This is a genomic window from Micromonospora sp. WMMD723 (assembly GCF_049863385.1).
GTDB classification, from domain to species: Bacteria; Actinomycetota; Actinomycetes; order Mycobacteriales; family Micromonosporaceae; genus Micromonospora; species Micromonospora wenchangensis.
Genome location: NZ_JBMKNR010000001.1, coordinates 7,147,908 through 7,170,386, shown reverse-complemented (window position 1 = coordinate 7,170,386; position 22,479 = coordinate 7,147,908). Strand labels below are relative to the sequence as shown.

At 73.1% G+C, this 22,479-nt stretch carries 18 protein-coding genes; 13 read left to right on the top strand and 5 right to left on the bottom strand.

The features are described 5' to 3' along the window. The first annotated feature begins 52 nt into the window (after positions 1-52). The 5 genes from ACN261_RS30900 (at position 53) to ACN261_RS30880 (ending at position 4,147) form a co-directional block, all read left to right on the top strand. Entirely contained in the window at positions 53-568 is a 516-nt protein-coding gene (locus ACN261_RS30900) for a MarR family winged helix-turn-helix transcriptional regulator (protein ID WP_302746430.1), read from the top strand. A gap of 5 nt (positions 569-573) precedes the next feature. Further along, on the top strand, positions 574-2,250 hold the full coding sequence (locus ACN261_RS30895; RefSeq protein WP_425853501.1) for a CocE/NonD family hydrolase: 1,677 nt from the start codon (positions 574-576) through the stop codon (positions 2,248-2,250). A 177-nt stretch (positions 2,251-2,427) separates the two neighbouring features. Further along, positions 2,428-3,285 carry a hypothetical protein gene (locus ACN261_RS30890; RefSeq protein ID WP_363793312.1) on the top strand — a complete coding sequence of 286 codons (858 nt, stop codon included), beginning with the start codon at positions 2,428-2,430 and terminating at the stop codon, positions 3,283-3,285. Between the two features lie 167 nt (positions 3,286-3,452). After that, entirely contained in the window at positions 3,453-3,968 is a 516-nt protein-coding gene (locus ACN261_RS30885; RefSeq protein WP_425853671.1) for a DUF5753 domain-containing protein, read from the top strand. Continuing rightward, a complete protein-coding gene (locus tag ACN261_RS30880) occupies positions 3,959-4,147 on the top strand; it encodes a DUF397 domain-containing protein (RefSeq protein ID WP_145920884.1) in 189 nt (62 codons plus the stop codon). The genes ACN261_RS30885 and ACN261_RS30880 overlap by 10 nt, the downstream gene beginning before the upstream one ends. 174 nt (positions 4,148-4,321) lie before the next feature. Here ACN261_RS30880 and ACN261_RS30875 read toward each other — a convergent pair whose 3' ends face one another. Beyond that, a complete protein-coding gene (locus ACN261_RS30875) occupies positions 4,322-4,525 on the bottom strand; it encodes a cold-shock protein (RefSeq protein ID WP_067314937.1) in 204 nt (67 codons plus the stop codon). A 180-nt stretch (positions 4,526-4,705) separates the two neighbouring features. Here ACN261_RS30875 and ACN261_RS30870 point away from each other — a divergent pair, with 180 nt between their 5' ends. Both ACN261_RS30870 and ACN261_RS30865 read left to right on the top strand, forming a co-directional pair. Then, the gene (locus ACN261_RS30870; RefSeq protein ID WP_421483352.1) at positions 4,706-5,389 is read left to right on the top strand and encodes a class I SAM-dependent methyltransferase; all 684 of its coding nucleotides are present in this window, start codon (positions 4,706-4,708) and stop codon (positions 5,387-5,389) included. Between the two features lie 196 nt (positions 5,390-5,585). Further along, positions 5,586-6,203, top strand: a complete 618-nt coding sequence (locus ACN261_RS30865; protein WP_204926073.1) for a DedA family protein — start codon at positions 5,586-5,588, stop codon at positions 6,201-6,203. A 37-nt stretch (positions 6,204-6,240) separates the two neighbouring features. Here ACN261_RS30865 and ACN261_RS30860 read toward each other — a convergent pair whose 3' ends face one another. Next, complete coding sequence (locus tag ACN261_RS30860) at positions 6,241-6,894, bottom strand: MBL fold metallo-hydrolase (RefSeq protein WP_204926074.1); 654 nt, start codon at positions 6,892-6,894, stop codon at positions 6,241-6,243. A gap of 7 nt (positions 6,895-6,901) precedes the next feature. Then, on the bottom strand, positions 6,902-7,621 hold the full coding sequence (locus ACN261_RS30855; protein ID WP_425853500.1) for a maleylpyruvate isomerase family mycothiol-dependent enzyme: 720 nt from the start codon (positions 7,619-7,621) through the stop codon (positions 6,902-6,904). Between the two features lie 177 nt (positions 7,622-7,798). Between ACN261_RS30855 and rsgA the strand changes: the two genes are divergently transcribed. The 3 genes from rsgA to ACN261_RS30840 all read left to right on the top strand — a co-directional run bounded on the left by rsgA (position 7,799) and on the right by ACN261_RS30840 (position 12,661). Beyond that, complete coding sequence (gene rsgA / locus ACN261_RS30850; protein ID WP_425853499.1) at positions 7,799-8,878, top strand: ribosome small subunit-dependent GTPase A; 1,080 nt, start codon at positions 7,799-7,801, stop codon at positions 8,876-8,878. A gap of 244 nt (positions 8,879-9,122) precedes the next feature. Continuing rightward, on the top strand, positions 9,123-12,068 hold the full coding sequence (gene uvrA / locus ACN261_RS30845) for an excinuclease ABC subunit UvrA (RefSeq protein WP_421483348.1): 2,946 nt from the start codon (positions 9,123-9,125) through the stop codon (positions 12,066-12,068). Between the two features lie 131 nt (positions 12,069-12,199). Continuing rightward, positions 12,200-12,661, top strand: a complete 462-nt coding sequence (locus ACN261_RS30840) for a Rieske (2Fe-2S) protein (RefSeq protein ID WP_204926078.1) — start codon at positions 12,200-12,202, stop codon at positions 12,659-12,661. A gap of 48 nt (positions 12,662-12,709) precedes the next feature. On the opposite strand, the gene ACN261_RS30835 is transcribed toward ACN261_RS30840, so the two are convergent. Further along, positions 12,710-15,952: a penicillin acylase family protein gene (locus ACN261_RS30835; protein ID WP_425853498.1), complete on the bottom strand. Its 3,243-nt coding sequence runs from the start codon at positions 15,950-15,952 to the stop codon at positions 12,710-12,712. 236 nt (positions 15,953-16,188) lie between these two features. Between ACN261_RS30835 and ACN261_RS30830 the strand changes: the two genes are divergently transcribed. Both ACN261_RS30830 and uvrC read left to right on the top strand, forming a co-directional pair. After that, positions 16,189-17,553, top strand: a complete 1,365-nt coding sequence (locus ACN261_RS30830) for a jacalin-like lectin (RefSeq protein WP_425853497.1) — start codon at positions 16,189-16,191, stop codon at positions 17,551-17,553. Positions 17,554-17,563: 10 nt separating this feature from the next. Continuing rightward, positions 17,564-19,504 (top strand): excinuclease ABC subunit UvrC, encoded by a 1,941-nt coding sequence (gene uvrC / locus ACN261_RS30825; protein ID WP_425853496.1) that lies wholly within the window; start codon positions 17,564-17,566, stop codon positions 19,502-19,504. Between the two features lie 476 nt (positions 19,505-19,980). Here the strand turns inward: uvrC and recQ are convergent, their stop codons facing one another. Next, positions 19,981-21,825 (bottom strand): DNA helicase RecQ, encoded by a 1,845-nt coding sequence (gene recQ, locus ACN261_RS30820; protein WP_421483343.1) that lies wholly within the window; start codon positions 21,823-21,825, stop codon positions 19,981-19,983. A 122-nt stretch (positions 21,826-21,947) separates the two neighbouring features. Here recQ and ACN261_RS30815 point away from each other — a divergent pair, with 122 nt between their 5' ends. Then, positions 21,948-22,433, top strand: coding sequence for a hypothetical protein (locus ACN261_RS30815; protein WP_421483342.1), 486 nt, complete (start codon positions 21,948-21,950; stop codon positions 22,431-22,433). Positions 22,434-22,479: the final 46 nt, after the last annotated feature.

The following is a 22,479-nucleotide window of genomic DNA, read 5'->3' as shown; positions in this document are numbered from 1 at the left end:
CTGCAACCGGACACAGCGACAGGGGGCAACGGCGGGCGTGGCAACGCACGGGATGTATCGGCGGCGGGACGACCCGCGCGGGCGGATGGTGGCCGACATCACCAACGACCTGCGGCGATACTCGGTCGACGCGCAGCACATCGGGCACGCGTTCGCCAACCTGCACGGGCTCAACCCGACCGACCTGCACGCCCTGATCGCCGTCATGGACGCCGAACTGCTCGGCGACCCGATCACCCCCGGCCGGCTCGGCGAACAGCTCAACCTCTCCTCCGGGTCGGTGACCGCGCTCGTCGACCGGCTGGAACGCGCCGGGCACATCCGCCGCGACCGCGACACCGCCGACCGGCGCAAGGTGTTCCTGCACTACGCCGACCAGGGGGCCGCCCTGGCGATGAGCTTCTTCGGCCCGCTCGGGCGGCGTACCGACGAGGTGATGGCCCGGTTCACCGACGACGAGCTGGCGGTCGTGCACCGGTTCCTGGCCACCATGGTCGCCTCGATGCGGGAGCACCGCGACGCGATGCGGGCCGCCCGCGCCGAGCCGTCCCGCCGGCCGGTGGACTGAGCGCCGTGCCGGACCTGTCGCTCGCCCGCCTCGCCGCCGCCGTGCTGCGCCTGCCGGCCGCCGCCACCCACCGGGTCGACGTCACCCGGGGCCTCACGGTCCGGGCCCGCGACGGGGCGCGGTTGCGCACCGACCACTACGCCCCCCGGTTGCCCGGCGCGCCGACCGTGCTGATCCGCACCCCGTACGGGCGGGGCGGGCCGATGCGGCTGCTCGGCCGGCTCGTCGCCGGTCGCGGCTTCCACCTGGTGATCCAGTCCTGCCGGGGCACCGACGGCTCCGACGGGCTGTTCGACCCGCTGGTGCACGAGCGCGACGACGGCCTGGACACCGTCGACTGGCTGCGCCGGCAACCCTGGTACACCGGCCGGTTCGGCATGTTCGGGGCCAGCTACCAGGGTTTCGTGCAGTGGGCGCTGGCCGCCGACGCGGGGGAGGAGCTGGCCGCGATGGTCGCGGTGGTCACCGCCTCGGCCACCCGCGACTCGACGTACGCGGGGGAGTCCTTCGCCCTGGACACGGTGCTCACCTGGGCCGAGCTGCTCCAGGCGCAGACCGTGCCGTGGCTGGCCCGGCAGTGGGAACTCAAGCGCGGACAGCCCCGGCTGGCCGCCGCCCTGGCCCACCTGCCGCTGACCGAGGCCGACCGGGTGGCGACCGGGGTGACCGTGCCGTTCTTCCAGGAGTGGCTGCGCCACCACACCCCGGACGCCGACTACTGGCGGACCCGGGTCTTCGGCGCGCGGATCGCCGAGGTGCGCGCCCCGGTGACGATGGTCAGCGGCTGGCAGGACATCTTCCTCCCCGCCCAGCTCGCCGACCACGCCGCGCTGCGGGCGGCGGGCGTGCCCACCCGGCTCACCGTCGGCCCGTGGACGCACGGCAGCCCCGGCCTGCTGGCCGAGGCGCTGCGGGAGGGGTTGGGCTGGCTCGACGCCCACCTGCACGGCCGGCCGCCGTCGCCGCGCGCCCCGGTGCGGGTGCACGTCGGCGGGGACGGCGGCGGCTGGCGGGACCTGCCCGAGTGGCCGCCGCCGGCCACCGCGACCCCCTGGCACCTGCACGCCGGGGGCCGGCTCGACCCGCAGCCGCCGGCCGAATCGGCCCCCGACACCATCCGGTACGACCCGGCCGACCCCACCCCGTCGCTGGGTGGCCCGCTGCTGGTGGCCCAGCGCGCCGGCCCGGTCGACAACCGCCCCGTCGAGGCCCGGCCCGACGTGCTGGTCTACACGGGCGCGGTGCTGACCGGGCCGGTCGAGGTGGTCGGCCCGGTGCACGCCGAGATCCACGTCCGCAGCGAACTGTCGTACCTGGACGTCTTCGTGCGGTTGTGCGACGTGGACCGGCGCGGCCGGTCCTGGAACGTCTGCGACGGCCTGGTCCGGGTGGCCCCCGGCCGGTTCCCGGTCGACCCGGACGGGGTGACCCGGGTGCCGGTGCCGCTGTGGCCGGTGGCGCACCGGTTCGCGGCCGGTCACCGGCTGCGGGTGCAGGTGTCCGGGGGTGCCCATCCCCGCTACGCGCGCAACCCCGGGACCGGGGAGCCGCTCGGCGCGGCGATCACACTCCGCGCTGGAACCCGGCAGATCCTGCATGATCCATCGCATCCGTCGCGGCTCGTGCTGCCGGTGGTCCCAGCCGGCTCCCAGCTTGGACCTATCTGTAGACAACCCGTCTGAGCTGGGACTTTTTTGGCAACCAGGGCTATCGTCTTTCGCAACGCTCGATGACGTGCACCAGCGGTCGGGCCCCGTTCTCCCCGCAGACACCGCCTACGTGGAGTGACGACGGTTCCCGACCCTGGCCTGATGCCGAAGCAGCCGGCACCGTTGGGCCGGCCGCGGAGAGGGGACGTCATGACGACGGCTCCGGCCAACCTGCTGGCAGTCCGCCGGCTCCTGCTCGACACCATCAAGAGCCTCGACCCCGCCGCGGTGGGGATCGTCGGTGACCCGGCCCACCGGGGTGGCTACCACTGCGGCTCCGACCGGGTGGTCACCAACGACTACTCGGTGGTGGAGTCGCCCCGGGATTCCGGCGGCCTCACCCTCTACGCCTCCGGGCTGGACGTGGGCACGTTCACCGTGCGCTCCGGGGGCGCCACGCACAACCTCCAGACGTTCTCCACCTGGTGCGTAGCCCAGTGCCGGGCGAACACGCCGGACAGCCGCGACCTGCGGGAGATCATCTACAGCCCGGACGGCAAGGTCGTCAGGCGGTGGGACCGGCTGGGCAAGCGCAGCTCCGGGGACGACTCGCACCTGTGGCACACCCACTTCAGCTTCTTCCGCGACTCGACCAAGGCCGGACGGGACCAGACCCCGCTGTTCCGGCGCTACCTGACCGGCATCGGACTACTGGAGGACACCGACATGACACCCGAAGAGCACGCCTGGCTGGAGACCGTCCACAAGAACCTGACCGTCCTCGACGGCCGCAATCCGGTGGGTCAGATCTACACCCGGATGGCGATGGGGGAGGACCACACCAACCCGGACTTCGTCGTCCCGCACCCGAGCCTGAAGTCGCTCGGCGCGCAGCTGGCCTCGTTGCAGACCGCGCTGACCGTACTGGCCAACAAGGACTTCACCGACGAGCAGGCGATCGTGGCCGGCGTCCTGGCCGGGCTCACCCCGGAGAAGATCGCCGCGGCCATCCCGCCCACCATCGCCAAGCAGGTCGCCGACGAGTTGGCCAAGCGGCTGGTGGCCTGACCCGGACCCCGTGTGCACCCCCTCCGCCCCGCCTCCTGCGGAAGGGGTGCACACGGCTGTCGGCGCTCATCCCCGGGCTCGGGCCCAGGTGAGGAAGCGGTCGGTCAGCTCCGGGCGTCGCCCGGGGTGGAGTTGGCCGAGCTGATGACCGGCCTCAGGCGACCGCGCTGTGCTCGTTCCAGCCCTTGGTGGTGCCCGGCCTGTTCCAGACCGAGGACTACGCTCGCGCGCTGCACGAGGGGGCGAGCCACTTCCTCGGCGACGAGGTGGAGCAGCAGGTCGCGGCGCGACTGGCCCGGCAGGAGATCCTGCACCGGGCGTCCCCGCCGCTGTTCGTGGCGGTGCTCGACCACACCGTGCTGGAACGCCCGGTCGGCGGGCCGAAGGTGATGCGGGAGCAGTTGCTGCACCTGCGGGAGATCGGCGACCGGCCGCGGGTGCACCTGCACCTGGTGCCGAGGGGCACCGGCGTCTACCCCGGGCTCAACGGCGCGTTCGTGATCGCCACCCCGCCGGAGGGCGACGACGTCGCCTACCTCGACAACCAGCTACACGGATCGATCATCGAACGGACGGCGGACGTACACTCCCTGCGACGGACCTGGGAGTCGGTGCGCGCGGAGGCGCTGCCCCACGGGGCCACCATCAAGCTGATCTCGGAGGCGGCAGATTCATGGACCTGACCGGCGCGATCTGGCACAAGAGCACCCGCAGCAGCGGCAACGGCGGCGACTGCGTGGAGGTGGCCGCCAACCTGCCCGGCGTCGTCGGCGTCCGCGACAGCAAGGACCGGTCGGGCCCGGTGCTCACCTTCGCACCGGCCGCCTGGCGGTCGTTCCTGCGCCACGCCAAGCGACCCTGACCGGGGCCTGACCCGGGCCCGCCGGCGACGCGGCACCGACCGCAGCGCGGTCGACGAGGCATAGCCCGGCCCGGGAACACCCGGCCGGGTTGCAGTGAAACCGGCAGCGGGGTCGACGGTTGCCGGGAGCGCTCGGTGGCGGCGGCCCCGGGCCGCCGCCACCGGCACGGAGACTTACAGCGGGCGGACGTTCTCCGCCTGCGGACCCTTCTGCCCCTGGGTCACATCGAACTCGACCTTCTGGGCCTCCTGCAGTTCCCGGTAGCCGCTGGTGGCGATCGCCGAGTAGTGAACGAAGACGTCGGGGCCCCCGCCGTCCTGCTCGATGAAGCCGAAGCCCTTTTCCGAGTTGAACCACTTGACCGTGCCGGTTGCCATGCATCTCTCCCTGTTTACAACGGGTGACCCCGCCGCTGCGGCGGATGATCGCCCTGTACTGCCCCGACAGTAGCCGGCCGAGGCGGTTTTTGCCGGCTGAAAAGCCGCAGGATGCGGACGGAAACTCGCAGGTCGCCGGAATGCCGCCCGACGGGAGGCCCGCTGCGGCACACTCGACCGGTGAACCGACCGCGCGTCGACGCGTTGACCGAGCTGGAACGCGAGATCGACGCGCCGGGCGACGGGCTGGACCGGCTGCGGCTGGTGCCCACCCCCTTCGTCCCCGAGGTGCGGCTGCACCTCGCCGAGGACGCGATCGTCTGGTGGGCCCGGATGGAGGCCAGCGCCGGGCACACCCTGCCCCCGCCGTTCTGGGCGTCGGCCTGGGCCGGCGGGCAGGCCCTCGCCCGCCACCTGCTCGACCATCCCGACCTCGCCGCCGGCCGCCGGGTGCTCGACCTGGCCGCCGGCTCCGGACTCGTCGCCATCGCCGCCGCCCTGGCCGGTGCCCGTCAGGTCGTCGCCAACGACGTCGACCCCTACGCGGTGGCGGCGGTCACCGTCAACGCGCGGGCCAACCGGGTCCACGTGCATGCCAGCCACCAGGACCTGCTCGACGACGACGGCACCCAGGCCGACCTGCTCGTCGCCGGGGACGTCCTCTACGACCGGGACCTCGCCGTACGGGTGCTGCCGTACCTGCGGCGGGCCGCCGACGGCGGGGCGCAGGTGCTGGTCGGCGACCCGGACCGGGGACACCTGCCGCCGGACGAGCTGGAGGTGGTGGCCAGCTACCCGGTGCCGACCACCGAACCCTCCGTCGACTCCCCGGTCCGCCGGGTCCAGGTGCTCCGCCCCCGCTGAACCACCCCCGTCGGGAGGCCCCGGGCCACGCCGTCGGGAGGCCCCGGGCCACGCCGTCGGGAGGCCCCGGGCCACGCCGTCGGGAGCCCCCGGGCCACGCCGTCGCGCGGCCCCGGGAAGCCCGTCGGAAAAGTCGGGGAGTGATCAGGGTCGCGACCCGATGCGCCGGGAGGCCCGGTGGCCGTAGCGTCATCTCGTGCTCGACGAATTGGCCCAGCTCGGAGACCTACCGACCGCCCTGTTGATGGCGGCGCTCGGGCTGGTGATGCTCGCCGACGCCGTACCGCTGCTCGGGGTGCTCGTCCCCGGCGACGTGGCGATCCTCGCGGCGGTGGGGGTGGGCCGGCCGGTCGCCGGGGTGGCGACCGTCGTCGCCGTGGTCGCCGGCTGCCTCACCGGCTGGTCGCTGAGCTTCCTCGCCGGGCGGATCTTCGGCGAGCGGCTGCGGCACAGCCGGGTCGGCGACTGGATCGGTGAGGGCCGCTGGTCGGCCGCCGAGCAACTGCTGCGCTCCGGCGGCGGGCGGATGGTGCTCGTCGCACCCTTCCTGCCGGTGTTCAACACGCTGCTGCCGCTGGCGGCCGGGAGTCTGCGGATGTCGTACCGCCGGTTCGTCGTCTGCGCCGCGTTCGGCGCGGCGGCGTGGGCCGGCCTCTACCTGGCCCTGGGCGCGGCGTCGCGGGCCCTGGCCGGGCTGCTGCCCGGCAACCCGCTGCTGGTCACCATGGCCGTCGGCCTGCTGCTGGCCGGCCTGGTGCTGCTGGGCACCAGGCGTCGGCTGCGCGCGGTGACAGGCGTCGGTCAGCCGGGCTGACCGACGCCTGACGGGTCACCGCCGGCCCGTCACCGGCTCACCAGCCGCGCGCCCGCCACTGCGGCAGCGACGCCCGTTCCGCGCCGAGCGTGCTGTCCGCGCCGTGCCCCGGGTAGAACCAGGTCTCGTCGGGCAGCCGGCCGAACAGCTTGTGCTCGACGTCGTCGATGAGCTGGCCGAACCGCTCCGGGTCCCGGTCGGTGTTGCCCACCCCACCGGGGAACAGCGAATCGCCGGTGAACAGGTGCGGGGTGCCGGCCGGGTCGCGGTAGAGCAGCGCGATCGACCCCGGGGTGTGCCCCTTGATGTGGATCACCTCCAGCGTCTGGTCACCCACCGCGACGGTGTCGCCCTCGGCCAGGGTCTGTGCCGCGATCGGCAGCCCCTCGGCGTCGTCGGCGTGCACCAGGGCGGACGCGCCGGTCGAGGCCACGACCTCCTCCAGGGCGACCCAGTGGTCCATGTGCCGGTGGGTGGTGACCACCGAGGTCAGCCCGGCGTCGCCGATCAGGTCGAGCAGCCGGGGCGCCTCGTTCGCGGCGTCGACGAGCACCTGCGCGCCGGTGTCGCGGCAGCGCAGCAGGTAGGCGTTGTTGTCCATCGGGCCGACCGACACCTTGGTGACGGTGAGCCGGTCCAGTTCCCGCACGGCGGGTGGGCCGCCGTGGGTGACGTCTCCGGTGTAGCTCATGTGCGGTCTATATCCATTCCGGTGGGGTCGGCAGGGCACCGTCCGGGGTGACGGTCAGCCCGTCGCCGCTGCTGCGGCCGATCAACCAGGCGGCCAGCGCGGCGCAACTGCCGGCGACCTGCGGGGCGTCCTGCGCGTCGCCCAGCACCAGCTCCGGCCGGTTGCCGTCGGTGGGCCGCAGCACCAGCGCGGGCGCGTCGGACCGCTCGGCGAGCCCGCCGGCCACCTCGTGCAGCAGGTGCGGGGCGAACGCCGTCGGCCAGTCCGCCGGACGGTAGCCGGTGGCCAGGTCGACGTGGTGCACCTCCAGCTCGCGCCACCGGGCCCAGGGCACCAGGGCGGCCGGCCACGGGCCGCGTCGGGCCTGCACGGTGGCGCTCCACGCCGACGCCGTCATCGCGGCCACCGCCTCGACGAACCGGTCGGTGCTGCGGCGCAGGTCGGCCAGCAGCTCGGCGGGCGGCCGGCCGGCACCGGCGGCGATGTCGGCGTCGCGGGCCGCGTCGCTTGCGTACATCGGGATGTCCTGCCCGGTGCGGGCGGCGGTGAGCAGGTTGACGAGCCCGTCGGCGTTGCGCGCCAGGTGGGTCAGCACGTGACCCCGGGTCCAGCCGGGCAGCAGGCTGGGGGCGGCGACGGCCGCCGCGTCCAGCCCGGCGGCGGTGTCCAGCAGGCGGGCGGCCGAATCGGCCACCTCACCGGTAAACATCAGTGGATCCGTCGTCACGCCACGACCCTAACGGTCCGGACAGCGTTGCGCCGCCGGGGAATTCGCTTTCGGCGCGTCGGTCGGCGGCCTACCGTCGGCCTGACACGGTACCGGGACGACGGACGGGGGTGGTGATCATGCCGGTCGCAGTACGCGTGTTGCGCCACGACCAGTTCCGACCCCGGTGAGGATGACATGACCATCGATCTGACCGCCCTCGGCCTCGACGCCGAACGGGCGGCGTACGCGCGGCGGCGGCCGGACCGCCGGCCCGGCCGGGTGGCCCGGGTCGACCGGGGGGTGTGCACCGTGCTCGGCGCGGACGGACCGGTCCGGGCCAGCCTGGGGCCGGCGGTGCTGGCCGCCGCCGCCCGTGATTTGACCGCCCTGCCGTGCGCCGGTGACTGGGTGCTGCTGGCCCGCTGGCCGGACGGCCCGGTGACCGTCGACGCGGTGCTGCCCCGGCGGACCGCGCTGATCCGTCGTACCGCCGGCAAGGACGCCAGTGGCCAGGTGCTCGCCGCCAACCTCGACACCGCCGCGGTGATCGAGCCGGTGCACCCGGAGCCGGACGCCGCCCGGATCGAACGGCTGCTCGCCCTGGCCCACGAGTCCGGGGCCACCCCGCTGGTGGTGCTCACCAAGGCCGACCTGGCCGCCGACCCGCAGGCGGTGGCCCGGCAGCTCGCCGCCCTCGCCCCCGGGGTGCCGGTGCTGCCGGTCAGCGCCGAGCGGGGGACCGGCCTGACGCCGCTGCGTCCGCTGGTCGCCCCGGGGCGCACGCTGGCCCTGCTCGGCCCCTCCGGGGCGGGCAAGTCGAGCCTGGTCAACGCCCTGGTGGGGGCGGAGGTCATGCCGACCCAGGCGATCCGGCGGGTCGACGGCAAGGGGCGGCACACCACCACCTGGCGGGCGCTGGTCCCGGTGCCCGGCGGCGGCGCGGTGCTGGACACCCCCGGGGTCCGGGCGGTGGGGCTGCTCGACGGGCACGCCGGGCTGGACCGGGCGTTCACCGACATCGCCGAGCTGGCCACCGGCTGCCGGTACGCCGACTGCGGCCACACCGCCGAGCCGGCCTGTGCGGTGCGCGAGGCGGTGGAGACCGGGGAGCTGCCGGGCCGGCGTTTCGAGAGCTGGCGTCGGCTCCAGCGGGAGCTGGCGTACGAGAGCGGTCGCCGGCAGAGCCGGCTGGCGGCCGAGCGGCGGGGCGGCTGGCGGGGTGGTCGACGGCGGCCGGCCCGGCCGACGACGCCGCCCCTGCCGGGCGGGTTCTGACCGCCCCGGTCCGGCCGGCTCCGACCAACCGGAGCGGGTACGGGGCGCACACAGCGGGTCGGCCGGCCTCGGGTAGGCGGGTCGGCCGACCGGTGTGAGCTGGGGGAATGTTGGCGTGCGGGAAGTTGTCGTACCCCGGGGCTAGAGTTGCGCAGGCGTTCCTTCTGCGCCGCGTAAAACCGTTCAGATCCCACTCGGAGCGGACAGATCCGCCTCATATTCTTCTTCCGGGAGCACCCGCACCGTGGCCGACCGTCTGATCATCCGTGGCGCGCGCGAGCACAACCTGCGTGACGTCAGTCTCGACCTGCCCCGGGACGCCCTCATCGTCTTCACCGGGCTCTCCGGCTCCGGCAAGTCGAGCCTGGCCTTCGACACCATCTTCGCCGAGGGGCAGCGCCGCTACGTCGAGTCGCTGTCGTCGTACGCGCGGCAGTTCCTCGGCCAGATGGACAAGCCCGACGTCGACTTCATCGAGGGCCTGAGCCCGGCCGTCTCCATCGACCAGAAATCCACCTCGCGCAACCCGCGGTCGACCGTCGGCACCATCACCGAGGTCTACGACTACCTGCGGCTGCTCTTCGCCCGCATCGGCGAGCCGCACTGCCCGGTCTGCGGCGAGCGGATCTCCCGGCAGAGCCCGCAGCAGATCGTCGACCGGGTCCTCGCGATGGCCGAGGGCACCCGGTTCATGGTGCTCGCCCCGGTGGTCCGGGGCCGTAAGGGCGAGTACGTCGACCTCTTCGCCGAACTCCAGGCCAAGGGCTACGCCCGCGCCCGGGTCGACGGGGTGGTGCACCCGCTGACCGAGCCCCCGAAGCTCAAGAAGCAGGAGAAGCACACCATCGAGGTGGTGATCGACCGGCTCAGCGTCAAGCCGGGCGCCAAGCAGCGGCTGACCGACTCGGTCGAGGCCGCGCTCGGCCTCTCCGACGGTCTGGTGCTGCTCGACTTCGTCGACCTGCCCGAGAACGACCCGGCCCGGGAACGCCGCTACTCCGAGCACCTGGCCTGCCCCAACGACCACCCGTTGGCGATCGAGGACCTGGAACCCCGGGTGTTCTCGTTCAACGCGCCCTACGGGGCCTGCCCGGAGTGCACCGGCCTGGGCACCAAGAAGGAGGTCGACCCGGAGCTGGTCGTCCCCGACCCGGAGCGCACCCTGCGCGAGGGCGCGCTGCAGCCCTGGGCCACCGGGCACAACCTGGAATACTTCCTGCGCCTGCTGGAGGCGCTGGGCGAGAGCCAGCACTTCGACGTCGACACCCCCTGGCGGGCGCTGCCGGCCCGGGCCCAGAAGATCATCCTGCACGGCTCCGACGACCAGGTGCACGTGCGATACCGCAACAAGTACGGCCGCGAGCGCTCCTACTACACCGGCTTCGAGGGCGTGGTGCAGTGGATCGAGCGTCGGCACACCGACACCGAGAGCGACTGGTCGCGCGACAAGTACGAGGGCTACATGCGCGACGTGCCCTGCGCGGCCTGCGGCGGCACCCGGCTCAAGCCCGAGGTGCTGGCGGTCACCATCGCCGGCAAGAGCATCGCCGAGGTGTGCAACCTGTCGGTGGGCGAGGCGGCCGAGCTGCTCGCCGGCATCGCGCTGACCGACCGGCAGAAGATGATCGCCGAGCGGGTGCTCAAGGAGATCAACGCCCGGCTGCGGTTCCTGCTCGACGTCGGCCTGGACTACCTCTCCCTGGACCGGCCGGCGGGCACCCTGTCCGGTGGCGAGGCGCAGCGCATCCGGCTGGCCACCCAGATCGGCTCCGGCCTGGTCGGCGTGCTCTACGTGCTCGACGAGCCGTCGATCGGCCTGCACCAGCGGGACAACCACCGGCTGATCGAGACCCTGCTGCGGCTGCGCGGCCTGGGCAACACGCTGATCGTCGTCGAGCACGACGAGGACACCATCCGGGTGGCCGACTGGATCGTCGACATCGGCCCCGGCGCGGGCGAGCACGGCGGCCGGATCGTGCACAGCGGTTCGGTGCCGGCGCTGCTGGACAATCCCGAGTCGGTGACCGGGGCGTACCTGTCGGGCCGGCGGGAGATCCCCACGCCGAAGCAGCGTCGGCCGCAGACGCCGGAGCGGGAGCTGGTGGTGCACGGGGCGCGCGAGCACAACCTGCGCAACCTGACCGTGCCGTTCCCGCTGGGCCAGCTCATCGCGGTCACCGGGGTCTCCGGCTCGGGCAAGTCGACGCTGGTCAACGACATCCTGTACGCGGTGCTGGCCAACCAGATCAACGGGGCGCGGCTGGTGCCGGGCCGGCACACCCGGGTCTCCGGGCTGGAGCACGTCGACAAGGTGGTCGGCGTCGACCAGTCGCCGATCGGCCGTACCCCGCGTTCCAACCCGGCCACCTACACCGGGGTCTGGGACCACGTCCGCAAGCTGTTCGCCGAGACCACCGAGGCCAAGGTCCGGGGGTACGGCCCCGGCCGGTTCTCGTTCAACGTCAAGGGCGGGCGCTGCGAGGCGTGCTCCGGCGACGGCACCATCAAGATCGAGATGAACTTCCTGCCGGACGTCTACGTCCCGTGCGAGGTGTGCAAGGGCGCCCGGTACAACCGGGAGACCCTGGAGGTGCACTACAAGGGCAAGACCGTCTCCGACGTGCTGGAGATGCCGATCGAGGAGGCGGCCGAGTTCTTCTCCGCCATCCCGGCCATCCACCGGCACCTGCGCACGCTCAACGACGTGGGCCTGGGTTACGTCCGGCTGGGCCAGCCCGCGCCGACGCTGTCCGGCGGTGAGGCGCAGCGGGTCAAGCTGGCCTCCGAGTTGCAGAAGCGCTCCACCGGCCGCACGGTCTACGTGCTCGACGAGCCCACCACCGGCCTGCACTTCGAGGACATCCGCAAGCTGCTGATGGTGCTGGAGGGGCTGGTCGACAAGGGCAACACGGTGATCACCATCGAGCACAACCTCGACGTGATCAAGTCGGCCGACTGGCTGATCGACATGGGCCCCGAGGGTGGTCACCGGGGCGGCACCGTGCTCGCCACCGGCACCCCGGAAGAGGTCGCCGAGGTCGCCGAGAGCCACACCGGGCAGTTCCTGCGTTCGGTGCTCAAGCTCGACGGCCAGGCCCGGGGCGCGAAGGCGGCGGTGACCCGGGCGGCCCGCGCCAACGGCTCGACGCCGAAGGCGCGTACCCGCAAGGTGCCGGCCGGGGCCCGCTGACCCGGCGGGTCGGCCCGCTGCGCAGGGTGTTCCCGGGCGGCCGGGGTGAACCGTCGGGCACAGTGGTGCGTGTGCTCCAGTGAGCCGCGCGGGTCGACGACCGGCGGCAGCAGTCGAGAGAAAGGCCGGAGATGACAGACGACCAGGTGCCGACCGGGCCCGGTACGCAGACCCGACGTGCCCTGCTGGCCGGGGCCGGCGCGGTGGGGGCGGCGGTCCTCCTGACCGCCTGCGGCGACGACTCCGGTGACGAGCCGGCCACCCCGGCCACCGGCGGACCGGCCGCGACCTCCGGCGGGTCCGGTGCCGCCGCGATCGCCAGGACCGGTGACATCCCGGTCGGCGGCGGCCAGGTCTACGCGGCGCAGGGCGTGGTGATCACCCAGCCGACGGCGGGGCAGTTCAAGGGGTTCGACCCGATCTGCACCCACCAGGGCTGCCCGGTGTCGAACGTCGACGGCGGGACGATCAACTGCACCTGCCACAACAGCAAGTTCGCCATCGCCGACGGCGCGGTCAAGGAGGGGCCGGCGACCAAACCGCTGGCCGCCAAGGAACTCAAGATCGACGGCGACCAGATCTCGCTGGCCTGACCGGTACCGGCCGGCCCGGAGGACGTCCTCCGGGCCGGCCGTTCGGGTTCACTGCGCGTAGACCGCCAGCTCCCAGATCGAGTAGCCGTACGTGGTGGCCCGGGTCACCCCGTGCATCCGGACGTACCGGGCGGTCGTGGTGGGGAAGGCCGCCACGTCGGTGCCGCCGTCGCCGGCCGTGGTCGACCACACCGACCGCCAGGTCGACCCGTCGGTCGACACCTCGATCCGGTACGACCGGGCGTACGCCGACTCCCAGGCCAGCGTCACCCGGCCCACCCGACGGGCCGACCCCAGGTCGACGCTGAGCCACTGGTCGTCGGCCCAGCTACTCGCCCAGCGGGTGCCCAGGTCCGAGTCGACGGCCTTGCCCGGCCCGAAGAACAGCTCACTGCCCGACGCGGTCGCCGTCCGGCCGGCGGCCAGGTTGGTCAGGTCGTCGCCCCGCCGGGCCGGGAACGACACCACCTGCTGGAAGGTGGGCCGGTTCTGCCAGGCGATGGTGGCGTGCTTGATCCCGCCCAGCGGCGACTGGATGATCGCGTCCGCGCACCACTGGTCACCGGCGGCGCAGCTCGCGTCGCCGGGGTACACCTGGGCCGCCGGCGTGGCCGCCGCCGTCCGCAACGTGTCCAGCAGCACCTGCCGGCAGCCGGCCAGGTTCCCGGCCCCGCAGTAGCCCCGGCCCAGCCCGCCGCGCACCGGGTCGCCGAGCACCGCGCGCAGGTCCTTGTCGACGTAGCCCCACCAGCCGTACTGGAAGGACGAGCCCTTGTGCGCCTGGGCCTCGTTGGCCGAGGTCGGCAGGTTGGACCTGTCGCCCTGCTGGTGCCCGGAGGGGGACTCGTTGATCTGGATCGCGTTGATCAGCGACTGGTAGAGGTCCGGGCCGAGCTGGTCGCGGAACATCCCCCGGACCAGCAGCGGCCACCAGGCGTCGAAGGTGCGGATCGCGTCGGCGTGCCGGTAGACCTTCGACCCCTTCGCCGTCTCCACCCGCAGCGCGCCGTCCTGCCGCCACGCCTTGAGCCGGCTGATCTCGGTGGCCAGCGCGGCGTCGGCGACGGGCTGGCTCTCCAGCACCCGGATCAGCTCGTCGAGCACCTCGGCCCCGCGCAGGTCGGTCACGCCGGCCTGCTCGACCAGCGCGGTCAACGAGCCCCGGTCGAACTTCCGGCCGGCCGCCAGGCCCGCCTTGAGCGGACGGTCCAGCAGGTCGGCCCGGTGCACCGCGCCGAAGCTGTAGTTGCCGTCCGCGCCGCCGAAGTCCTTGGCCTGCTTGTTGTTCCAGCTGACGTAGTAGTCCTGGTTGACCGAGCGGGGGTGGGCGGCCAGCGGGGCGTAGTCGGCGGTGTTCGTCGCCGGGTCGAAGCCCTGCCACTCGTAGGCCGGCTCGGCCTTCATCGGCAGGTTCGGGTTGGACCCGGCGGCCCGCACCGGGTTCAGCCCGGAGTTGAAGTACGCCGACTCGGTGGAGTTGACGTAGAACCAGTTGAACGCGTACTCGACGTTGTTGGCCGAGGCGACGAAGGCGTCCGCCGAGCCCATCTGGGCCGGGTCGTTGAACATCTGGAAGCCGATCGCCGAGTCGGCCTCGTGCCGGTAGGTGGAGCGGAGCTGGGTGAACGCGTGCGGCTTGCCGCCCACCGTGGCCCGCCAGGAGACCAGGCCGAGCTTCGTGCGCCAGGCGACCAGCTTGTACGACCCCTTGGCGGTGCCGTCGGCGAGGGTCGGCGTCCACTTGTTGACGTGCGCGAGCTGCTCCATCGCCACGCACTGCCCTCGGTAGAGGTAGTGGTCGGCGGCGAGGGTGGGGGCGCTGCCGTCGGTGGTGCACAGCGGCACCGCGTAGGTGTCGGTGATGTCGTGGATCGACGAGGTGGCGCTCCACGCGTAGTCCTGCCCCCGGCCGAGCAGCACGTAGAGGTTGAGGCCGGCGAACGCCGCGCCCCGGGCGCTGATCCCCGGGCCCTGCAACTCCTGCACCATCAGCAGTTGCGGGGAGAAGTAGCCGGTCTGCGGGCCGAAGACCGCGACCGGGTGCCCGGTGGCCGAGTTCGCGGCCGAGACCACCGCCGCGTTGGACATGCCCCGGTGCGCCGGGCTGATGGTCAGCCCGGACAGCGCGGCGGCCAGCTCACCGGACGCGCTGGTGCCGGCGGTACGGGCCGGGGCGGCGGTGCTGCCGGCGGAGCCGGTCGGGTCGGTGAAGATCGGCTCGACCCGGGCCGAGCCGGCGTCGGGCAACGCCACGCTCGCCGCGTCCGGGGAGGCGTCGCCGTACGGGAAGCTCTGCCCGTCGTGCAGGGTCAGCACGGTCTCCGGGTCGTTCTGGTTGCGGAACGCCGTCCACACCTTGTCGCCCTCGGTGGCGCCGTACTTGGCGCGGGCGGCGATGCGGACCAGCGCGGACTGCATCTCGGTGCCGCCTCCGCCGCCGAACAGGCCGCCCACCACGCCGGCGATGGCGATCAGGTCGGTGAGCTGGAACGGCTCCGGGCCGCCGGCGTTGGTGACCGCGTCCAGGTGGCCGGTGAGCACGTACTCGCCGGGGCAGTTGCGGGCGCCCATGCAGACGCCGATGTAGGCGTTGATACCGGCGATGTACTCCTGCACGTCGGCGTAGAGCTGCTGGCCGCGCGGACCCTTCGTGCGTAGCGCCTCGACCTGCGCCTGGAGGTCCGCCTCGGTGTACGGCGAGTTGCGCCAGACGCTCTGCTCCAGGGCCCGGTTGCCGGGGGCGCCCCCGGCGAACGAGGTGAGGGTGCCCCGGCCGACGTGGCGCAGCAGGTCCATGGTGAACAGCCGGTCCTCGGCCCCGGCGTAGCCCGCGCCGTACATGGTGCCGCCCCGGGTGGTGCCGGTGACGTGCGGGACGCCTGTCGCCTTGTCCCGCAGGATGCGGACGTCGGCGCGGGGCGAGTAGTCGCGTTCGACCTGCCCCTGCGGCACCCCGAAGGAGGCGTCGTTGAAGAACGAGCCGATCTGTTCCTCGCGTAGCCCGGCGTAGCCGTAGACCAGGTCGGCGTAGCGGTCGAGCTGGTCGGCGGAGTGCCGGGGCAGGGTGCCGAGCGTCTGGTTGGCCAGTACCTCGACGAGGGTGGCGTTGCCGTTCTGGCCGGGCGGCAGGATGTCGCCGCACTCGCCGAGGCAGTAGTCCTCGGGGGTGAACGCGGCACGCGGCGCGGCGGCCCCGGCCGGGGCGGCGGGGGTCGCGGTGAGCAGGGCGGCGACGCTGATGCCGGCGGTCAGGCCGGCGAGCAGGCGGCGGACGGTGGGGGGACGGGGCATGCGATCCTCCGATGAGGATGGGATCTTTTCGTGAATAACATTCGGTTACCGGATGGTAATCTCCGTTCGTCGATATCGGAAGACGTCCATCGAGCCGCCGCCGGATCTTTACTCCGGAGTGTCGAGCCGGTCGGAGCGCGTGGATATCTTTCGATCCGGTGCCGGGCTGACGCCCGCCCGTCGACCCGCCCCGACCGGTCCCCCCGCCGGTCCCGCCGCTCCAGATTGGATCGTCGATGAAGGTCGTCCGTCTGCTCGCGTCCGCGACGCTGCTCGCGGTCGCGCTCACCCCGCCCGGTGCGGCCGCCGCCTCGGCCCCCGCCCCCGCCGGGACCGCCCCCACCCCCGCCGGGACCGCCGCCGCCCCCACCTCGGGTGCGTTCTCCGTGCTCACCTACAACGTCGCGGGCCTGCCCGACATCCTGTCCAGCGGCGACCCGGCGACGAACACCAGGCCGATCGGCGAACGGCTCGGCGGGTACGACATCGTGCACGTCCAGGAGGACTTCAACTACCACGCCGACCTGTACGCCACCGACCAGCACCCGTACCGGACGCCGACCAGCGGGGGCGTGCCGTTCGGCAGCGGCCTCAACACGCTGTCGAACTACCCGTACAGCGACTTCGCCCGGGTGAAGTGGAACTCCTGCAACGGGACCGACTGCCTCACCCCGAAGGGCTTCACCGCCAGTCGCATCCGGCTGGCCGAGGGCGTCTACGTCGACTTCTACAACGCCCACCCCAACGCCGGCACCACCGACGCCGACCTGGCCGCCCGCCGGTCCAACCTCAGCCAGCTCTCCGCGTACGTCGCCGCCAACTCGGCAGGCAACGCGGTGGTCCTGATGGGTGACCTGAACGTCCGCTACACCCGTACCGGCGACAACATCCGCGACCTGGTCGCGGCCAACGGGCTCACCGACGTCTGGGTGCAGCAGGAACGGGCCGGCCAGCCGCCGGCCGCCGGTGACCCGGCGCTGGTCTGCGACGAGGCCAACGTGACCGACTCCTGCGAGGTGGTCGACAAGATCCTCTACCGGGGCAACAAGCTGGTCCGGCTCGCCCTGAACCGCTACCACAACGAGCACGCCCGGTTCCTCACCCCGACCGGCGGGCCGCTGTCCGACCACTACCCGCACGCCGCCTGGTTCGACTGGACCCTCGACCCGACGCTGCGGGCCAGCGACACCTGGGGCGGCCCGCACGGCACGCCGTTCACCGACGCCGACCGGGTCGGCCCGGCGGTCACCCGGGTCACCCTGCGCGGCGGCTCCCGGCTCGACGCCGTCGGCGTCGACCTCGCCGACGGCGGCCAACTGCGCCACGGCGGCACCGGCGGGACGGAGAGCAGCCTCACCCTCGCCCCCGGCGAGCGGATCACCCAGGTCACCCTCACCCAGGGGCAGAAGGACGGCCGGACCAGGATCTTCTCGGCCCGGCTCGACACCGACCAGGGCCGCGTCCTGACCGCCGGTACGCCCACCTCGGCGGCGGTCACCTTCACCGCACCGCCGGGCGGTCGGCTGGCCGGATTCTTCGGCCGCAGCGGCACCGAGGTCGACCAGCTCGGCGTGATCTGGAGTGTCGGGGGCAACGGATAGTCTCGGTGCCGTGGCTGATCCCTCGACCTACCGCCCCGCGACCGGCACGATCCCCGAGTCCCCCGGGGTCTACCGGTTCCGCGACGGCACCGGCCGGGTGATCTACGTCGGCAAGGCCAAGAACCTGCGCAGCAGGCTCAACTCCTACTTCGCCGACCCGTGGGGGCTGCACGAGCGCACCCGGCAGATGGTCACCACGGCCGAGTCGGTCGACTGGGTCACCGTCGGCACCGAGGTCGAGGCGCTCCAGCTCGAATACACCTGGATCAAGCAGTACGACCCCCGGTTCAACGTCAGGTACCGCGACGACAAGTCGTACCCGTACCTGGCGGTCACCCTCGACGAGGAATACCCGCGGCTGCAGGTCATGCGGGGCGCGAAGCGTAAGGGCGTGCGGTACTTCGGGCCGTACTCGCACGCCTGGGCGATCCGCGAGACGCTCGACCTGCTGCTGCGGGTCTTCCCCGCCCGCACCTGCTCCGCCGGGGTGTTCAAGCGGGCCGGGCAGGTGGGTCGCCCCTGCCTGCTCGGCTACATCGGCAAATGCTCCGCGCCCTGCGTCGGCACCGTCTCCGCCGAGGCGCACCGGGCGATCGTCGACAACTTCTGCGAGTTCATGGCCGGCCGCACGGACAGCATGGTGCGTCGCCTCGAACGCGAGATGACCGAGGCCAGCGAGCAGTTGGAGTTCGAGCGGGCGGCCCGGCTGCGCGACGACGTGGCCGCCCTGCGCCGGGCCATGGAGAAGCAGACCGTGGTGCTCGGCGACGGCACCGACGCCGACGTGGTCGCCTTCGCCGACGACCCCCTCGAAGCCGCCGTGCAGGTCTTCCACGTCCGCGACGGCCGGGTACGCGGCCAACGCGGCTGGGTGGTGGAAAAGACCGAGGAGCTGACCACCGGCGACCTGGTCCACCACTTCTGTACCCAGGTCTACGGCGGCGAGCAGGGCGAGGCGGACGTCCCCCGGGAACTGCTCGTCCCCGAGCTGCCCGTCGACGCCGACGCGCTCGCCGACTGGCTCAGCACCCGCCGGGGCAGCCGGGTGTCGCTGCGGGTGCCCCAGCGCGGCGACAAGAAGACCCTGCTGGAGACGGTCGGCCGCAACGCGAAGGACGCGCTGGCCCGGCACAAGCTCAAGCGGGCGGGCGACCTCACCACCCGGGGCAAGGCGCTCGACGAGATCAGCGAGGCGCTCGGCATGCGTACCTCGCCGCTGCGCATCGAGTGCTTCGACGTCTCCCAGATCCAGGGCACCGACGTGGTGGCCAGCATGGTCGTCTTCGAGGACGGGCTGCCCCGCAAGAGCGAGTACCGCCGGTTCATCGTCCGGGGCGCCACCGACGACCTGTCGGCGATGTCCGAGGTGCTGCGTCGCCGCTTCGCCCGCTACCTCGACGCCCGCGCCGAGACCGGCGAGCTGGGCGAGGAGACCGCCTCCGACCCCGACCGCCCCGGCATCGACCCGACCACCGGCCGGCCGCGCAAGTTCGCGTACCCGCCGCAACTCGTGATCGTCGACGGTGGCGCCCCGCAGGTGGCGGCGGCGGCCCAGGCGCTGGCCGAGCTGGGCATCGACGACGTGGCGCTGTGCGGGCTGGCCAAGCGGCTGGAGGAGGTCTGGCTGCCCGACGACGACTACCCGGTCATTCTGCCGCGCACCTCCGAGGGGCTCTACCTGCTCCAACGCGCCCGCGACGAGGCGCACCGGTTCGCCATCACCTTCCACCGGCAGCGGCGTTCCAAGCGGATGACCGAATCGGCCCTGGACACCGTCCCCGGGCTGGGCGAGGTACGCCGCAAGGCGTTGCTGCAACACTTCGGCTCGCTCAAACGGCTCTCCGCCGCCACCGTGGAGGAGATCGTCGAGGTGCCCGGGGTGGGCCGGCGCACCGCCGAGGCGATCCTCGCCGCCCTCGACGGCGACACCACCCCCACCCCGACCGACTGACCCCGTCGGCCCCCGGCCCTTGGCCCTTGGCCCTCGGTCCTGGTCCCGGCCCTCGGTCCTGGTCCCGGCCCTCGGTCCTGGTCCCGGCCCCCGGTCTTGGTCCCGGCCCTCGGTCCTTGGTCCCGGCCCTCGGTCCTGGTCCCCCGTCCGGCAGCGCCTGAGCGGGCCCGTTGAGTTTGGCGTGATCAACTCGACTGGGGCGAAGTTGCGGTATCCGGGGGTGGGGGTAGCGCAACTTCGGCCCACGGGAGTGGATCAACGGCGGTGGGGTGGCGGGCGGGCTGGTCGGGGGTGGGTTGGGGGGCGAAGTTGCGGTTTCCGGGGGTGGGGATAGCGCAACTTCGGCCCAGGTGAGTCGATCAACGGGGGTAGGGCGGCGAGCGGGCTGGTCAGGGGTCGGACGGGGGGCGAAGTTGCGGTATCCGACGGGCGGGATACCGCAACATCGGCCCAGGTGAGTGGATCAAGGAGAGCGGTCAGGGCTGGTCGGCGAGGACGGCGAGGATGGACTCGCCGTACTTGGCGAGCTTGTTCTCGCCGACGCCGCTGATCCTCGACAGCTCGGCCAGCGAGGTGGGGGCGTCGGTGGCGATCTGCCGCAGCGTCGCGTCGTGGAAGATCACGTACGCGGGTACGCCCTGTTCCTTGGCGGTGGCCCCCCGCCAGGCGCGCAGCCGCTCGAACAGCGACCCGGCCGCCGGGGACAACTCGGCGACCACGGTGGCCGCGCCGCGTGGCTTCGCCGACCGGGTCGAGGCCACCTTCTCCGGCTCCCGGCGCATGGTCACCGTGCGACGGCGACCCAGCACCTCCGCGCTGGCCTCGGTCAGCGCCAACGTGCCGTAGTCGCCCTCGACCGCCAACAGCCCCTCGGCGAGCAACTGCCGGACCACCCCACGCCACTCCGCCTCACGCAGCTCGGTGCCGATGCCGAAGGTGCTCAGCGCGTCGTGGCCGTACTGGCTGATCTTGTCGTTCTGCCTGCCGAGCAGGATGTCGACGCAGTGCCCGGCCCCGAAGCGCTGGTTGCGTTCCCGGTCGAGCCGGTAGACGGTGGACAGCAGCTTCTGCGCGGCCACCGTGCCGTCCCAGGTCTCCGGCGGGGTCAGGCAGGTGTCGCAGTTGCCGCAGTCGGCCGTGCCGGACTGGCCGAAGTATTCGAGCAGCTGCACCCGGCGGCAGCGGACCGTCTCGCAGAGCGCCAGCATCGCGTCCAGATGGGTGGCGAGGTTACGCCGGTGGGCCAGGTCGCCGTCCGACGTCTCGATCATCTTGCGTTGCTGCACCACGTCCTGCAGGCCGTAGGCGAGCCAGGCGGTCGACGGCAGCCCGTCCCGGCCGGCCCGGCCGGTCTCCTGGTAGTAGCCCTCCACCGACTTGGGCAGGTCGAGGTGGGCCACGAACCGGACGTCCGGCTTGTCGATGCCCATCCCGAAGGCGATCGTGGCGACCATGACCAGGCCGTCCTCGCGCAGGAACCGCTGCTGGTTGGCGGCGCGGGTGCCCGCGTCCAGGCCGGCGTGGTAGGGCAGCGCGGCGATCCCGTTGGCGACCAGGAACTCGGCGGTCTTGTCCACCGAGGCGCGGGACAGGCAGTAGACGATGCCGGCGTCGCCCGGGTGCTCGTCGCGCAGCAGGGCCAGCAACTGCTTGCGCGGCTCCTTCTTGGGCACGATCCGGTACTGGATGTTGGGCCGGTCGAAGCTCGCCACGAAGTGCTTCGCCTCGGTGAGCTGGAGCCGGGTGGCGATCTCGGCCCGGGTGGCGCTGGTGGCGGTCGCGGTCAACGCGATCCGGGGCACCGCCGGCCAGCGTTCGTGCAGCATCGACAGGGCCAGGTAGTCGGGGCGGAAGTCGTGCCCCCACTGGGACACGCAGTGCGCCTCGTCGATGGCGAACAGGCCGATCCGCCCCCGGTCGAGCAGTTGCTGCACGCCCCGGGTGCCCAACGCCTCCGGGGCGAGGTAGAGCAGGTCCAGCTCCCCGGCGACGAACGCCTGCTCGACCGCGCGCCGGGCCGCGTAGTCCTGCGTCGAGTTGAGGAAGCCGGCGCGGACGCCGACCGCCGTCAGTGCGTCGACCTGGTCCTGCATGAGGGCGATCAGCGGGGAGACGACCACCGCGACACCGTCACGGACCAGCGCCGGGACCTGGTAGCACAGCGACTTGCCGCCACCGGTGGGCATCAGCACCAGCGCGTCCCCGCCGGCCACCACGTGGTCGATGACCTCCTGCTGGAAGCCCCGGAAGGCGTCGTAGCCGAAGACCCGGCGGAGCACGTCGAGCGCGTCGGAGGCGCGCAGCTCGGTGGGGGAGACCATCCGGGGAGTCTACGAGCCGGCCCCGACACCGCCGTCCACGACGCCCCCGCGCCGCCCCTCCGCAGGGCACCGGGCACCGCCCTGACGTCACCGGCGTCGGTTCGTTGCGGTTGGATGGCCCGATGGCGGTACGCATCGACATCGACGCACTCCGGGACGCGGCCGGGGCCGACGTCTGCGCGGCGGCGGACGAACTGACGGTCGCCGGTCAGCCGGCGCAGATCGACCCGGCCGGCGGCGGGGTGACCGGGGTGATCCGCGAGGCGGGACAGCCGCCGTACGAGGTCTGGGTGGGGGTCACGCCGGACGGCTTCACCACGGAGTGCGACTGCGCCGCCGACACCGACCTGTGTGCGCACGCGGTGGCCCTCACCGCCGCCGCGCTGGCCGACGGCTTCGCGTGGTCCTCGGCGGCCACCCCCCGGTCGGACACGGCGGTCGACCCCCGGGTCGCGGAGCTGACCGCGCTCGCGCGCGGTCTGCCCGCGCGCCGGCTGGCGGCGCTGGTCGGCGAGTGGGCGGCCACGGACCCGGTGTGGGAGAGCGCGCTGCGGGCGCAGGCCGGCCACTGCGCCTCCCCCGCCACCACCGAACACGACGACAGCTAGGCGACCGGGCCGCCACCGCCGGGCCCTGCCGTGGCGGCCCGGCTGC

What these genes read in the sequence shown, in the direction of transcription:
- ACN261_RS30900 (WP_302746430.1), top strand. Translation starts at nt 53, where the DNA reads ATGTATCGGCGGCGGGACGACCCGCGCGGGCGGATGGTGGCCGACATC.
- ACN261_RS30890 (WP_363793312.1), top strand. Translation starts at nt 2,428, where the DNA reads ATGACGACGGCTCCGGCCAACCTGCTGGCAGTCCGCCGGCTCCTGCTC.
- ACN261_RS30880 (WP_145920884.1), top strand. Translation starts at nt 3,959, where the DNA reads ATGGACCTGACCGGCGCGATCTGGCACAAGAGCACCCGCAGCAGCGGC.
- ACN261_RS30875 (WP_067314937.1), bottom strand. Translation starts at nt 4,525, where the DNA reads ATGGCAACCGGCACGGTCAAGTGGTTCAACTCGGAAAAGGGCTTCGGC.
- ACN261_RS30860 (WP_204926074.1), bottom strand. Translation starts at nt 6,894, where the DNA reads ATGAGCTACACCGGAGACGTCACCCACGGCGGCCCACCCGCCGTGCGG.
- rsgA (WP_425853499.1), top strand. Translation starts at nt 7,799, where the DNA reads ATGACCATCGATCTGACCGCCCTCGGCCTCGACGCCGAACGGGCGGCG.
- ACN261_RS30840 (WP_204926078.1), top strand. Translation starts at nt 12,200, where the DNA reads ATGACAGACGACCAGGTGCCGACCGGGCCCGGTACGCAGACCCGACGT.
- ACN261_RS30835 (WP_425853498.1), bottom strand. Translation starts at nt 15,952, where the DNA reads ATGCCCCGTCCCCCCACCGTCCGCCGCCTGCTCGCCGGCCTGACCGCC.
- ACN261_RS30830 (WP_425853497.1), top strand. Translation starts at nt 16,189, where the DNA reads ATGAAGGTCGTCCGTCTGCTCGCGTCCGCGACGCTGCTCGCGGTCGCG.
- recQ (WP_421483343.1), bottom strand. Translation starts at nt 21,825, where the DNA reads ATGGTCTCCCCCACCGAGCTGCGCGCCTCCGACGCGCTCGACGTGCTC.
- ACN261_RS30815 (WP_421483342.1), top strand. Translation starts at nt 21,948, where the DNA reads ATGGCGGTACGCATCGACATCGACGCACTCCGGGACGCGGCCGGGGCC.